General features: G+C 32.1%; 11 protein-coding genes. 7 read left to right on the top strand and 4 right to left on the bottom strand.

The features are described from left to right. The 7 genes from BTR34_RS16330 to BTR34_RS16300 all read left to right on the top strand — a co-directional run bounded on the left by BTR34_RS16330 (position 1) and on the right by BTR34_RS16300 (position 8,291). Positions 1-1,101 carry a hypothetical protein gene (locus BTR34_RS16330; protein ID WP_068483134.1) on the top strand — a complete coding sequence of 367 codons (1,101 nt, stop codon included), beginning with the start codon at positions 1-3 and terminating at the stop codon, positions 1,099-1,101. Positions 1,102-1,110: 9 nt separating this feature from the next. Further along, positions 1,111-1,716 (top strand): hypothetical protein, encoded by a 606-nt coding sequence (locus tag BTR34_RS16325; protein WP_068483131.1) that lies wholly within the window; start codon positions 1,111-1,113, stop codon positions 1,714-1,716. A gap of 2 nt (positions 1,717-1,718) precedes the next feature. Continuing rightward, positions 1,719-2,981 (top strand): hypothetical protein, encoded by a 1,263-nt coding sequence (locus tag BTR34_RS16320; protein ID WP_068483128.1) that lies wholly within the window; start codon positions 1,719-1,721, stop codon positions 2,979-2,981. 88 nt (positions 2,982-3,069) lie between these two features. Then, a complete protein-coding gene (locus BTR34_RS16315; RefSeq protein ID WP_068483125.1) occupies positions 3,070-5,211 on the top strand; it encodes a hypothetical protein in 2,142 nt (713 codons plus the stop codon). Between the two features lie 13 nt (positions 5,212-5,224). Further along, entirely contained in the window at positions 5,225-6,694 is a 1,470-nt protein-coding gene (locus tag BTR34_RS16310; RefSeq protein ID WP_068483122.1) for a DUF2779 domain-containing protein, read from the top strand. A 19-nt stretch (positions 6,695-6,713) separates the two neighbouring features. Beyond that, entirely contained in the window at positions 6,714-7,514 is an 801-nt protein-coding gene (locus tag BTR34_RS16305; RefSeq protein WP_068483119.1) for a patatin-like phospholipase family protein, read from the top strand. A gap of 300 nt (positions 7,515-7,814) precedes the next feature. Further along, entirely contained in the window at positions 7,815-8,291 is a 477-nt protein-coding gene (locus BTR34_RS16300) for a hypothetical protein (RefSeq protein WP_157483778.1), read from the top strand. Positions 8,292-8,934: 643 nt separating this feature from the next. Here the strand turns inward: BTR34_RS16300 and BTR34_RS16295 are convergent. From BTR34_RS16295 to BTR34_RS16280, 4 genes are all read right to left on the bottom strand, one after another. Then, complete coding sequence (locus BTR34_RS16295) at positions 8,935-10,269, bottom strand: DUF3748 domain-containing protein (protein ID WP_068483113.1); 1,335 nt, start codon at positions 10,267-10,269, stop codon at positions 8,935-8,937. A gap of 98 nt (positions 10,270-10,367) precedes the next feature. Continuing rightward, on the bottom strand, positions 10,368-11,840 hold the full coding sequence (locus BTR34_RS16290) for a sodium:solute symporter (protein WP_068483110.1): 1,473 nt from the start codon (positions 11,838-11,840) through the stop codon (positions 10,368-10,370). 44 nt (positions 11,841-11,884) lie between these two features. Continuing rightward, a complete protein-coding gene (locus BTR34_RS16285; protein WP_068483107.1) occupies positions 11,885-12,808 on the bottom strand; it encodes a dihydrodipicolinate synthase family protein in 924 nt (307 codons plus the stop codon). 15 nt (positions 12,809-12,823) lie between these two features. Continuing rightward, complete coding sequence (locus BTR34_RS16280) at positions 12,824-13,981, bottom strand: sialidase family protein (RefSeq protein WP_068483104.1); 1,158 nt, start codon at positions 13,979-13,981, stop codon at positions 12,824-12,826. Positions 13,982-13,999: the final 18 nt, after the last annotated feature.

Raw genomic sequence — 13,999 nt, 5'->3', positions numbered from 1 at the left:
ATGCATTTTACTTTCACTTACATACCGCATCATATTGAAAAACTACAGGAGTACTTAGATTTCTTATTTTTTGAAGTATGGTTAAAAGCGGATGGCGAATTTGATGCTGACAAACTTAAAGGTCATAAACAATTGCAACAAATATATTTAGACCTAGGAAATACAGAAGGTAAGTGGGCTCACTTTTTTAATTCTTCAATAGAGAATATTTATAGAGAATTTCTTGATTTGGATAAAGAGTATAAAAAGTACTTATCGGATCATTATATCAATAACAACAACATCGAAGGCCTTTGCACCAATAAAGACCTTCAACCTATTACCTATAATCAGATTACTTTTGAACACGAAAGTTTATCTAAGGAATTAAAATCCTTTTATTCAAAACTTTACGGAGCGAAATCTCCTTTTAATTTAGAAATATTCGGATTTTTAAATAAAGAGTTGATTGCAGATTTCGATAGTAAATTCAACGATGCCAATAAAAAACAAGTATGCCCGTTTTGTGCTTTGGTTCATTTAAAAGGAAATAACCATAGTTATAGAGAAGCATATGACCATTATATACCCAAAGGCAGTTATCCATTTAATGTTTTAAATTTCAAGAATCTTGCACCAATGTGTAATGAGTGTAATAGCACCTATAAACTATCGGTTGACCCAATAAGTGATATTGACCCTTTGAAATTAGGAGCTGCAAGATCACTGGCTTTCTATCCCTATGCTGATATTCATCCTGATTTAAAATTTGAAATAGAATTGAAATCATCTAGAATAAATTCACTTACACCTAATGATATTGAGGTACGTATTTCGGCCGATGAAGGATTTGAAGAAGAAATTTATACTTGGTTACGAGTATTTGGAATTAAAGAACGTTATAAAGCAACTCTATGTAGCCCTAATGATGGTAAAGTTTGGTTCAATAGTGTATTAGAGGAGTTTGAAAATGCAAAAGAACAAACTGACTCAATTAATCCAGAAATATACTATAAGGCTATTTTAAATGAGGCGGGAAAGTATCCTTTATCCAATAAAGGGTTTTTGAAATCCAAATTTCTAGAAGCATGTAAAGAAAAAGGATTGTTTGATACCATTTAAAATTTCTATATGGAAGAAACAATTAGAAAATATATCTTCAATAACAACCAAAAATTTCAACGCTACAATTCTTGGAATCATTGTTTCCAAGCCTTTTCTGAAATCGAGGATGAAAAACTTTTAAGTCTTCATCTTGGTTTCTATTTGGCCAGTTGGGGCATGTACAGAGGTTCAAGTAAACTTTTAGAACGAGATTATTTGGTGCATGTAGATGCCGTTAAAATCATTAAAAATTATTTTTATTTACGTTGCTACCCTGAAAATGAAGTGGCGATTAAAAAGGTTGAAGATATTACCAATTTAATTGAAGAACTTTCTTTCTATTATCAGAAAACTCATAATGTAACACCTACAGATACCCTTATTAGTAAAATTATTTTAGGGACATTAGGTTGTTTACCTGCTTTTGACCGTTTTTTCATTGATGGTGTAAAACAAGAACAATTTGGGTTCAAAACACTAAAACCAAAGAGTCTTACGCAGTTATTCGAGTTTGTAGACGAGAACAATCAAGAATTAAAACTTATCCGAACAGCGCATCCACAGTACCCAATCATGAAAATAGTTGATATGTATTTCTGGCAGATTGGGTATGAACAATCAAACAAAAAATAAAAATGGAAAGATTAAATTATTTTAACCCTTATTCTTCAAAACAAGACCATCATGAAGATAGGCTTACTAGATCATTTTTAGTTCTTTTAAAATATTCCCCAGCATGTTTTTCGTTTTTTTACGAAAGTATATTACTCGAGAATAAAACTTTACCCCTATTAAGCAGTCAAATTAATGAGGACATTCAATTTAAAACGCAAGTGGGTAGTATTCTATTTGAAACAGAATTACTACTATCAATTCTAATTACCAATGACACACTTTTACCTACTAGAAAAATAGAAGCTGTAGAAAGAAATGCTGTTTATGATGGTGTTATTACCGTTGGGAATAAAGTCTCAATGATAATCGAAAACAAACCTGAAAAGAATAATGTTTGGGAGGATCAATTATGTCCATCAGAAAAACACCTTTCTGAAGATATTAAAATAATAGAAACAGCTGTTGTTATTACTTGGTCATCTATTATAAAGTGGCTAAATGAGTTTGTCAATTCTAACATGTTTAATTATACTGAAAGACAAGTAGCAAATGACTTTTTGAGCTTAATTCAGAGTAATTTTTCCTATTTAAACCCTTTTGACAGATACGCACATTGCAAAGGCAATACATCTTTGATTTTAAAACGTACTGAAAATTTATTGAAGTCAATAGTTAATGATGAATCCTTAGTTAGACATCATTTGGGCTGGGGCTATTTTATTGAAACGTTGTCTTTTGGGAGCATTAGAAAAATAGGGTTGATTTATAAACCTGAAAATAAAGTATTAGAACTTAGTTTGCTTTTTGGAGATACCCAAGGCCAAGCTAAAGCATATTATCCCACAAATGTAAATATTAAGGATTTCAAAGAGAAAAAATGGATTGTTTATGGAAACTTTCATTTAGCTACTGTAGCCTCTAATTTGGTCTATTTTTATCCTAAGGGAGTAGATTTAGAAAAATACCTAACTTATTGGAATAATCATGGTATGCACTTAAGACAGGTTCGAGGACATGAAAATTTAACCAGTTATCTGGACACTCTTTTTCAAGATGGAATTATACCTCGAAATGATAACCAATTAGAAGATAAAATATTAAAGACTAATATTGTGAACGTGAATATTTGTCCGGGGATTGGTTTTATATATCAATACCCACTTGATAAAATAGAGGCTCTAGACATAGACACTAACTTGCAAGAAGATTTAATTTCTAAAATTAAATATTGCATCAAAGAAAACATTAACGAATCTTGTAATTTCTTGAAAAACAACAACTAAAATAAATTAATATTTATTGATGTTTTATTTTTTGTAATTTAACAGTACTCCCCTCACGTTTTTTCATCAACCAAAAACCGTCAAAGTCATGAGGAAAATTTACCTGCTTTTTTTCGTTTTAACAACTACAATAGTATACTGCCAAGAAACTTCTGATTTCGAATTAATTGATAAAACTTTTCAATATCAGTTTAATAAAGCTACAAATGAATTTACAATATGTCAGATTTCTAAAACAGAAAGGAACTGTACTATTTATCATTTAAAAAATGAAGATGCATTTGCGTTGCCAGAAATGCAATCGCATATTACAGCCTATTATAAAGATTTAAAGGAAACCCTTAGATCATATGATTCGCTTGAGATAGAGTTTAGTACTACTACCCTACTCAATAAAAAAAAGGACACTGTTTATATTAAACAACCTATAAAAGTTAAAGCCTTCTTAATTGAGTTGACCAAAGCAAACAACGACACTATATACTCATTAAAACCTTTGAACTCCATATTTAAACCTTTGGACAGTATCAAAATTAAATACAGTGAAATTGTATCAAAGGATGCCGAATTTAAGTTGAAACTTAAACAAACCTTAATTGATTCTTTAAATAATAAAAAGGATGATATTCTAAAAATCGTAACGCAAACATACACTGATGAGTTCAACAGTTTTTATAAACGTAAAATAGCAAAGTCAGAAGATTATACTTATTTAGCCACTGAAGAATTTACACTCTCAAATGATTCTACAGAAAAAATCATATGGCTCCATTTAATTAAGAAAAACATTTTCTATTTGAAAGCCATTTCAGAAAAAGATGAAAAATCATTTAAGATTTATGGTCCGCTTAAAACAGACATTGGTGAATCAGAATTTGTCCAGAGAATTTTTGAACAGTACAATCAATTTGCGAAGGTAAATAGTAATGACCTTACATTAGAAAAGATTTTTGCGCTTATTAAATCGCCCTTAGAAAATAATAGTAAAAAAGAAAGTAAAAAATTTCAAAAGGAAATGGTTGCAGCAGTAGCTGATAGTATTGAAAATATAGAAACTACCTATAGCGGTAGAATAATTCTAAAAAAGGAGTTTAAACTTTACCCAACTGGGAATGAAAACAAAATAGAAAAAACCTTTAAAGTTGATTCTGCAACTATTTCCTTTTTTAATAACAGAGCAGATAACATAGCCATAGTAGGCAGGTTAGACGGGAAAAGTTACGTTCTGTTAAACAACCTTTACTCTCTTCCTCTTCGTGAATTTAATAACCCATCACAAACAAATGGTTTTCCTAATAAATACAAGTACCACTACAATGATGTTTTCGATTATGTGCCAGATTTAAAGTATAATTATGCAGTTAAAAGTGAGGAAATACAATTACTTCCAGAAAAACCAGTAAAAATTAGGGAAAGGAAGCTAATGGATTACTTCACGGGGATTTTCTTTTCAGATTTTTTGGGTCTTAATAACAACAATACAAACGGTTTAATAGTTGCTGAAGCTCAAATGCGTTTCCCTTTACATTTAAGGAATTACAAATTTTTTACTCTATTAGATAATATAACTATACATGCCTCCGCAAATTTATTTAGTGGTTTTGCAAACAGTAATAGAAAAATAGAATTAGCTGATATTAATTCTACCAGTCCGGAATCTTTTGTAGAAAATGACCCCTTTAGATTTAAAACGGACAACTTCAATCTTTTATTAAACAACAATATAGATGCCGGCATTAGGGCTTCAATTGCAACCCTTGAGTGGAAAGGAGCATCTACTTTCGTACACTTGAGATATGGGCTTCGATTTTTACGAACCGGTGTTGAATATAACTTGAATGAAAGTTTAACAACGGAAGATGGCAGCACAATTAACACGCTTTTTGAAAAAAGAGATTTCCAAATTTTTTCGGTAGGTCAAGAACTTGAAACTAATTTTGAAATACGACCCCAATCTAATATTGGCGCAGACTTAACCATTGGTTTAAATTGGTTTGGGGCAACAGGCACCAATAAAAATGACATAAAATTCAATACCACTAACAATTCTCCAAATATAAAGGTGATGGCAAATCTTTATGCGCTAACCAATCCCAATAACCGAAAGTCAGGTTTGTTCTTTAGACTAGGAGGTCATTATGATTTGGGAAATTATGATTTATACCCTCAAATTATGGTTGGTTATGCGACTAATTTGACATCATTTGTAAATAGGGTACAATCAAAATAAGACCTAATTTAAAATGAAAATAACTAAAACCGACTTCATTCAATATTTGCAATGTCCAGAAAGTTTTTGGTTAAAAAAGAAAAAACCTGAAGTTTATCCAGAAGCGGAGTTTTCACTTTTTTTACAAAAATTAATTAGCGAAGGCTATGAGGTAGAAAGTTATGTAGACGAACTTTTTAAAGACCCCATATTACTCCATAATTTTGCAAGCCCATCAGAAACTAAAAATGTTATAAAACAGGGAGGAGAGATATTTTTACAGCCTTCTTTTGTTACGGAAAAAGGAGTATTTGCACGAATTGATGTATTACAGAAACTAGAAGATGGCAACTGGCATTTATATGAGGTAAAATCTTCAATTAGAGTTAGTGAAAAACCTTCTCACAACCATATTTATGATACCTGTTTTCAAAAGTATGTTCTTGAAGAAAATGGTTTCGTTATTTCTAAATGTAGTGTGATACATCTTAATGGAGAATTTATTAAAAATGGAGAAATTAGCTCGGAAGATTTATTGAACATTACCGAAATTACTGATAAAGTAGAAAAATCTTATTTAAGTATCGTAAATGAAATACTTAGCGCATTAAAACTACTTGATGAAAAACCAGACTTAACACAATGCTCTTGTTTACGAAAAACAAGGGCGAATCATTGTGAAACCTTTACTTACTTCAATAATGCTTTACCCCAACCCACAATTTATGAGTTAAAACGTCTTTCCGAAAAGAAAATAAATGAACTCGTAGATGAAGGAAATTTTGGCTTTATCGATATACCAACGAGCTTTGAACTTTCCGCCGGACAACAATTACAATATGATTCTTATATCCAAGGCACCCCTATAGTTAATAAAACAGCTATTAAAAAGACTTTAGAGGATTTAGCTTATCCTCTCCACTTTTTTGACTACGAAGCCTATGGGAGTGCTGTCCCAAAATTGGACGGGTTAAGACCTTTTGAACAAGTTCCTTTTCAAGTGTGTATTCATAGCATGCAATATGATGGTAGTTTGACGCATTCTGAGTACTTAGCGGATACCTTGGAATATCCTCAAAAAATGTTAAAGCAGATGCAAGAATTTACAGAACTTAAGGGAACATTTGTCTCTTGGTATGCATCATATGAAATGAGTGCCAACAGCAGAATGATTTCATGGATGCCAGAACATAAACAATATTTGGATTACATTAATACCCATATGTTTGATTTGGAAAAGGTATTTATCTCGGATTATATTGATTATCGATTTAAAGGGTCATCATCTATTAAAAAAGTATTACCCGTTCTGGTCCCCTCATTAAATTATCACCAGCTAAATGTTCAAGACGGCACGACGGCGATGGATACTTGGGACAAAATTGCTTTTAATAACATTCCTAAAGAAGAAAAATCATTAATACGCCAGGATTTATTAGAATACTGCAAATTGGATTCTTTAGCAATGGTGGAAATATTTAAGTATATAAAATCTATTCTCTAACACAGATATACAAGTTAAAATGATAGAAGAAATAAAAGATTTTAAAGGATTTGAAGAAATCGCCCTTTGTTTTTCTGGTGGTGGATACAGAGCTGCATGTTTTTCTCTTGGCATACTTTCATTTTTAGAGAAAATTTCACTGTTAGAAAATGTAAAAACTCTTTCCACAGCCTCTGGAGGAACTATTACAGGCGCAAAGTGGGCTCAATCGCAAACCGATGGTGAATCCTTTCAAACATTCTTTAAAAGCTATTATAATTGGCTTAAGAAAGATGATTTAACTAAAAATGCAATAAGCCACCTAAAAAGTACCAGAGAGTGGAAAAAACAAGGTAACGAACACAAAAAGAGAAATCCAATTAATGCTTTTGCCATAGAATACAATAAGCTATTCTATCATAGGACTTTAGGTGATGTACACCAAGCTATAAAAAATGGTAAAACTAGCTTTAATAAAGTTTTATTTAATACTACTGACTTTTCGCACTCAATGGGTTTTAAGTTTCAAAATATTACTAGTGGCAGCACATTAGGAAACAAAAAAGTCCAAAAGCTTGGGCATTCATTAAATAATCATATTTCAGAATTTAAGCTCGGAGATATTTTAGCAGCTTCTTCAGCTTTCCCTGGTGGTTTTGAACCTATTAGTTTTCCATCTGATTTCGTCCCAAAAAACAAGCGAGAATTAATAGGTATTGATAAAATGAATGAAATAGGTTTAATGGACGGAGGTATAACCGATAATCAAGGAATCTCAAGTATTCTTTCTGGCAAAAAAACATATGACTTATATTTCATTGCAGATGTGGCTTCTCCTTAAGATAAAAAACCATTCAAATTTTCAGAGAAAAAGCTAATCATTAGGTCTTTGAATGTTCTAGCTAATCCTATAGTTTTTATAGTTAGTTTAATATTAATTAGTCTTTCCATTTTCTTTAATTGGTCACGTTGGGCTTATTCTATTCTTATTATCCTTACCACCTTAACATTTTCCCTTCAGGTAAGTTTTCTCTATGTTAACTCTCTAATAAAAAAGAAAACTGGTATACAAGAAAATTTTAGATTATTGCCTCTTAAGTTTGGGTTTTATATTTTCAATAGAATTAATTCAATCTTAAAAATGACCAGTGAAGTCTTTTTAAAAAATACCAGAAGGTCCAATTATAGTAGTATATATAGTAAATATTCTACTCAGATTTCAACGGCAACGATTTATTTACTTAGATGTGATAATAAAGAGGGAAAACCAGAAAATCAAAATGAATGGGATGAAATCCAAAAAATCACTAAAGACATTCCTGAATATATTAAGCAAATCTCTAAATACGCTGCATCGTTTGATACTACACTTTGGTTTAGTAATGAAGATAAAACCAAAGGTATGCTAGATGCGCTAATAGCTTGCGGGGAATTTACTGCCTGTTTTAGTTTAATTGCTCATTTAATAAGGTTTCATGATGAGGATATAAAACCTGGAGGTGTTTTAAACTCTATATACATTAACACCTTGGAATTATGGCGAAGCTTTTGCTCAAACCCTTACTATTTATTAACTGAAAGAATTCCAGAACAAACAATTACTCGGTTAAACAAATAACCTTAGGACACAATTAGATAACACTTGTTGTATTTTAATGAGGTGGATTAATTACAAAACAATAATAGGAATAACATGGTGAAATCTATTACGGATTTCCGTATTGGAATAATAATTCTTATGGCACACAAAATTTTAATATTTATACTATAATTTTTATAGGGCTCATATTTATAGAAATTAGGGTAGGCACTGCAAACCATAGGCAACCTGTCAGAAGATGATTATAAAGTACTGACAAACAAATGGTTATACTATTTTTAAGTTTAGAATTGTTTAGCAACTCATTAGCCTACCTTTGGCAACCATGCCAGAAAACCTAATTCTACCTTACCTACTACCCTAGCGAACCACATTGCAAACCATTACTAACCATTACCTACCCTTGTTAACCTGTACCAACCTCTACCAAACTTAAAAAACCTCTGTTTTCGCCCTCGTTTATAATCCCTAATTCGAAAAAAAATAATTACTTTTTAGAACACTTTCTTTAAAATACTTTTAGTAATATAAAAAATATTTAATGATTGCAATATTTAAAAAAAAAAAAGAAGACGCAGTAAATCTGCGCCTTCTTAACTAACAAACTGCATTAAAACAAGATTTTTAAATATCATATAATTACCCACTAATAAAATTCAATTTATTTTAGAACGAATAATTGAAAATAGTCAAAACCATTTTGAAAAACTTTTCGATTATATGCGATTGATTTTCCATCTTTAGACCATTGTAATCCTCTTAGGCTTTTATTTTCCTGTTCATTATTTGAAAATTTAATAAAAGTATTTGCTAATAGAATGTCAGTTATATAAACATTTTCATTAATTCCATAAACCAAATATCTTCCATCAGGACTAATATCAAAAGAGGTATCGATAGATAGATTATTATCTGTCAATTTTTCTATTAATCCATCATTAGAAGAAACACTATATATTTGACTAATACCTTTCTCATCTTTCATAATTATAAAAAGCAAAGTACCATCACGATTACTACGAACAGGGTTTCCGAAAGAGATTATCCCAGGATACTTTCTTTCATTAGTATATGTTACTCTTCGTTGCACCGTATGCAAAGGAGGATTAGGTCTAGTTTTTTCTGTACCCTCTAGAGGTTTTTTTAAATTTGATTTAGAAATGTCATTAGGAATATCTACAATAAAGAGTTCGGTTAATTTATTTCCTTTTTCGTCAATTGTGTCTCCCAAAAAAGCAACTGCCCTATTTTGTTTCTGGCCGTTTGATTTCCTATACCCTTTGTTACCGACCCATCCATCACCGTAGGCTCGGTCAATTTGATTACTGCCGGGTTCAGGATTTTCCAATATTTCAGATATTACAACACTAAACATTTTACCATTTAGGTTTTCACTGGAAGAATTATTGTCAACATTAACCGGTCCTAATGGAGCCATTATACCAACCATTCTTAAATCCTTTATTTTACTACCGGTTTGTAACGATAGCTTCATCATTATATCATCGTTATAGGTAAACGACACCCATTTTCCGTCAGAACTCCAAGAATGGGCATGTGTTCCACCCCGAAGAGCGCCTTGAGTAAAAGGTGGCATTACATCTCTCGCATCCAAAAATATGGGCTCTTGGGGTGAATGTGTTTTAATACTAACACCTGTTCTCCTAGAAAATGAATAAGGTGATATTTTATTACATTCTTGAAGGCCGTGAATGAACAAAACCTGATTTCTCTTGGGGTTAAATGAAACTGCACCAACCCCAGGTCCATTTTTAGTTTGATTTTTAGTATTATATAACCGTCTAACTTCTAATGTATTGACATTTATCATTTCTATACTTCCTGTTCTTGCTATATGTGTATCATCATTTCTTGTATCATACACGAGCCAATTATTATCTGGTGAAAAGGAACCATTGGTATGTATAAAGTGACCTTTCAAATCATTGGTAAGTTGTATCTCTTTTAAATTTGTAAATAAATTATTCCCACTCATCTTTTGATAGATTTTATTAGAATGACAGCTACCTAATAAGAAGCACAAAATTAATAGCTGTATGGGTTGCTTATAACTCAAATTCAAATGTTGTTAGACTAATCTGTTTTATTCTTTGATAAAAGCGAGATGATAAAGCCCGTAAGAAATATTACAACGGTTCCTAGAACAATAGTCAAATACGTATGAAAATAATTTCCTATCGAGTCTTCACCAAACAACATGTCCGATAGACTCAACCATAGAATAACTAAAATACCAGCTATCGTTCCTATGATTGCTCCTATAATATTTTTAGTTTTAGACATTATACCTAAAAGAAATAAGCCCAACATACCTCCGCTAAAAATAGAGGCCAATTTCCACCAAGCATCTAAAGCACTTTTAACATTGATCATTGCGATTGCTATTGTTATTCCAATAATACTTATTACCGCAGAGGATATATAAAGTACTTTCATTCCCTCTTTATCCGTTGCATTTTTCTTGAAATACTTATTGTAATAATCTGTCAAAAATACGGTTGCCGAACTATTAAAACTTGTTGATATAGTACTCATACCTGCTGCAAAAATAGAAGCTACCAATAAACCGCTCAACCCTGCCGGTAGAGCATTAACAATAAAATAGGGAAAAACTCTATCACTTTTTGTTGCATCTTGCAATTCTAATGGCAAAGAATCTGCAGCATTATAATAAGCGAATAGTGCTGTTCCTATGAAAAGAAATAGAGCAGAAACAGGAACATAAATAAGTCCACCAATCAATGCTGAACGTTGTGCTGCCTTTTCAGATTTGGAAGCCATATAACGTTGTACATAATTCTGATCTACACCATAATTCTGAAGGTTAATAAATATTCCATAAATTAGTACCACCCAAAAAGTGGAATCAGATAATTCTAAGTCAAAACTTCCTAAACCGAACTTATCATTAGAAAATGCAATATCCATAACCTGCCCCGGACCATCCGGCATATTAATCAAAATATAACCTACACAGGCAATTGCGCCTACAATTAAAATAATACCTTGAATTGCATCAGTCCATAATACGGCTGTAATTCCTCCTAGCATAGAATATATCGCAACAACAACACCGGTTATAATAATTATGGTAGTTATATCCCATCCAACGATTGCATTTAAAGTTAGCGCTAATAAATATAGAATAGTACCAATTCTCATTAATTGTGTCAATAAATAACACATAGATACATAAATACGTGCCCATGGACCAAAACGTTGCTCCATATAAGTGTATGCAGACGGGCTATTTATTTTACGGTATAGTGGTACAAAAAATTTAACTGCAATAAAAGAGGCGATAGGTAAAGAAAGGCTAAAAGCAAATGCATTCCAATTAGTAAGAAATGCACTGCCTGGTAAAGCCAAATAACTGATACTACTAACAAAAGTTGCGAAAATTGACATAGTAACGACCCACCCTGGAATATCTTTGTTACCAACGGTATAGGAGGTCGATGTTCTATTCTTTTTAAAGAAAGAACCCCCAAACGCAGCTATGCCAATAATATATGCCAAAAAAACAATAATATCTATGGTATTCATGATAGTTGATTTAACAATAAAATCTCAAAGTAATATTGGTTATTTTAAATAAGAGATGACTCTTTTAAATGAACTTTAATTTTTTCTAGATTATTTGAAATTTGAGTCATCTCCTTATCTAAAAATGGTTTCAACGGTGATGCCAAATAATTATTACAGATACCTAATAATGAGGCCGCTCCCTTTACCCCTTTTAAATAACTTGAGTTATATTTTCCAATAGTATATAACAAAGTAGCTATTTCGAGTATTTGTTTTTGCAATACTTTGATAGTTTCAAAATCATGTGCAACTGCCGCTTCATACATTTTGACGTAAAGCTTAGGAAATAAATTAGCCCCACCAGTTACTCCACCATTGCCACCCATCAAAACTGTTTCTGCCATAATTTCTTCCGGACCCACGAAAAGTGCAAAATCAACTCTATCTATTGAATATTTCAAAGCTTGAAAGTAAACTGTATTTGCAGAACTATCTTTTAAACCAATAATATTTGGATGTTTAGATAATCTAACGGCCGTTTCTACTGACATAGAAATTTTTGTCATAGATGGCATATTATATAAAAATAAAGGAAGTGTTAAACGGTCTGCCAAATCCCAGTAGTATTCAAAAAGTTCTTCTTGACCTAAGCTAAAATAATATGGAGGTGTTGCTACAACAGCATCAGCACCGGATTCGTGAGCTAAAGTTGCCAAATTAAGACTCTCTTCAATTGAGGTATCTGTAATTCCAACCAACAACGGAACACGTTTTTTAATATTTAGAGCGGTCTGTTCTATTAAGTCTCGTCTAGCTTGATAACTTAAACTAACAGATTCTCCCGTAGTACCAAGAACGAAGATGCCATGAACACCACCATCAATTAGATGATTTACTATTTTTTCTACTCCTTTAAAATCTAATTCAGAATTAGATAGTAAGGGCGTTATCATTGGTGGAATAATACCTTTAAATTGTTGCGACATTGGATATGATTTCTTTTAAATTTTTGTAGGGTCTACTACAATATGTTTTACGGATTGCCTTAAGTAAGTGTAAGTTATATGAACTAAACCATCTGACGATTGAATAATTGCGGGGTAAGAATAGCCAGATTTTGCTGTTTTTGTCTCAAATGTCATTATAGGTGTCCAATCTTTGCCATTTTCGGAAATAGCAAGATTCAACATATTTCTGTTGTTAGGCTCTTTACCTTTTTTAGTAGTATGATTATATATCAATAACTGTCTACCATCTTCTAAGGTAACGGCATCTGTACCAGAATTTGGATTTGGAAGATTAGTCGCAGTCATTTCACTCCATGTTTTACCATTATCTTCTGACCAACTTTGAGAAATCACATCTTGGCGCGTTCTGCATAAAACTTGTAATCTACCATCTGGGTAAGTCAGTACACTAGGTTGAATTGCATCAAATTCTTTACCATCGTTTATAGGTCCAACAACTTCCCAAGTTTTACCATTATCCTTCGACATTTCAAAATATACCATCCAATCCACGTCATCGTTTTCAATTTCGTATTCTAAACTTGTAGGGCTAATTATAGTACCATCTTCTAACTGCACCGGTTTATTTTTAATTGGCCCCAATAGATGCCCTATTTTTTTGTCTGTTCCCATTTTATATGGTTTGGACCAAGTTTCTCCTCCGTCATTCGATGTCATTAACATTCCCCACCACGTTCTGGGGTCTGGACCAACTTTGTAAAATAATAGAAGAGGACCTTCTTTGGGTTGAAAGAGGACAGGATTCCAAGTTGGGTAGCGAAGTGTATCATTTTGAACACCATTTACAACTTCTTTCGGTCTGGTCCATTTGCCATCGACCATTCTTGACACCCTTATACCCACATCTGGGTTTTTTTCATGCGTTCCTGCAAAAAATGCAGTGACAAGACCATATTTTGTTTCGGCAATAGTAGACGCATGACATTCAGGGGTTGGCTTATCATCTAGTGGGTATATAAGCTCACCAGAAATATATGCGCCCTCTCCTGGCTGTGAAAGCGCAGGTATATTAAAATTAGCTGAAAGGTCTTTGTTTTCGTTAACACTTTCTAATTTATTAGTTGCTGCTTTATCCTTACATGAAGTAAGAACAAATAAAAAAATTCCTAAACAGTAAATTGAACTTCTCATAAATCTTTTTTAAGTTTT

The organism is Maribacter hydrothermalis (assembly GCF_001913155.1).
GTDB lineage: Bacteria > Bacteroidota > Bacteroidia > Flavobacteriales > Flavobacteriaceae > Maribacter > Maribacter hydrothermalis.
This window is presented reverse-complemented; position numbering and strand designations above follow the sequence as displayed.

Coding starts and splice junctions, on each gene's coding strand:
- BTR34_RS16320 (WP_068483128.1), top strand. CDS start 1,719: ATGGAAAGATTAAATTATTTTAACCCTTATTCTTCAAAACAAGACCAT.
- BTR34_RS16305 (WP_068483119.1), top strand. CDS start 6,714: ATGATAGAAGAAATAAAAGATTTTAAAGGATTTGAAGAAATCGCCCTT.
- BTR34_RS16285 (WP_068483107.1), bottom strand. CDS start 12,808: ATGTCGCAACAATTTAAAGGTATTATTCCACCAATGATAACGCCCTTA.
- BTR34_RS16295 (WP_068483113.1), bottom strand. CDS start 10,269: ATGAGTGGGAATAATTTATTTACAAATTTAAAAGAGATACAACTTACC.
- BTR34_RS16325 (WP_068483131.1), top strand. CDS start 1,111: ATGGAAGAAACAATTAGAAAATATATCTTCAATAACAACCAAAAATTT.
- BTR34_RS16315 (WP_068483125.1), top strand. CDS start 3,070: ATGAGGAAAATTTACCTGCTTTTTTTCGTTTTAACAACTACAATAGTA.
- BTR34_RS16290 (WP_068483110.1), bottom strand. CDS start 11,840: ATGAATACCATAGATATTATTGTTTTTTTGGCATATATTATTGGCATA.
- BTR34_RS16310 (WP_068483122.1), top strand. CDS start 5,225: ATGAAAATAACTAAAACCGACTTCATTCAATATTTGCAATGTCCAGAA.
- BTR34_RS16300 (WP_157483778.1), top strand. CDS start 7,815: ATGACCAGTGAAGTCTTTTTAAAAAATACCAGAAGGTCCAATTATAGT.
- BTR34_RS16280 (WP_068483104.1), bottom strand. CDS start 13,981: ATGAGAAGTTCAATTTACTGTTTAGGAATTTTTTTATTTGTTCTTACT.
- BTR34_RS16330 (WP_068483134.1), top strand. CDS start 1: ATGCATTTTACTTTCACTTACATACCGCATCATATTGAAAAACTACAG.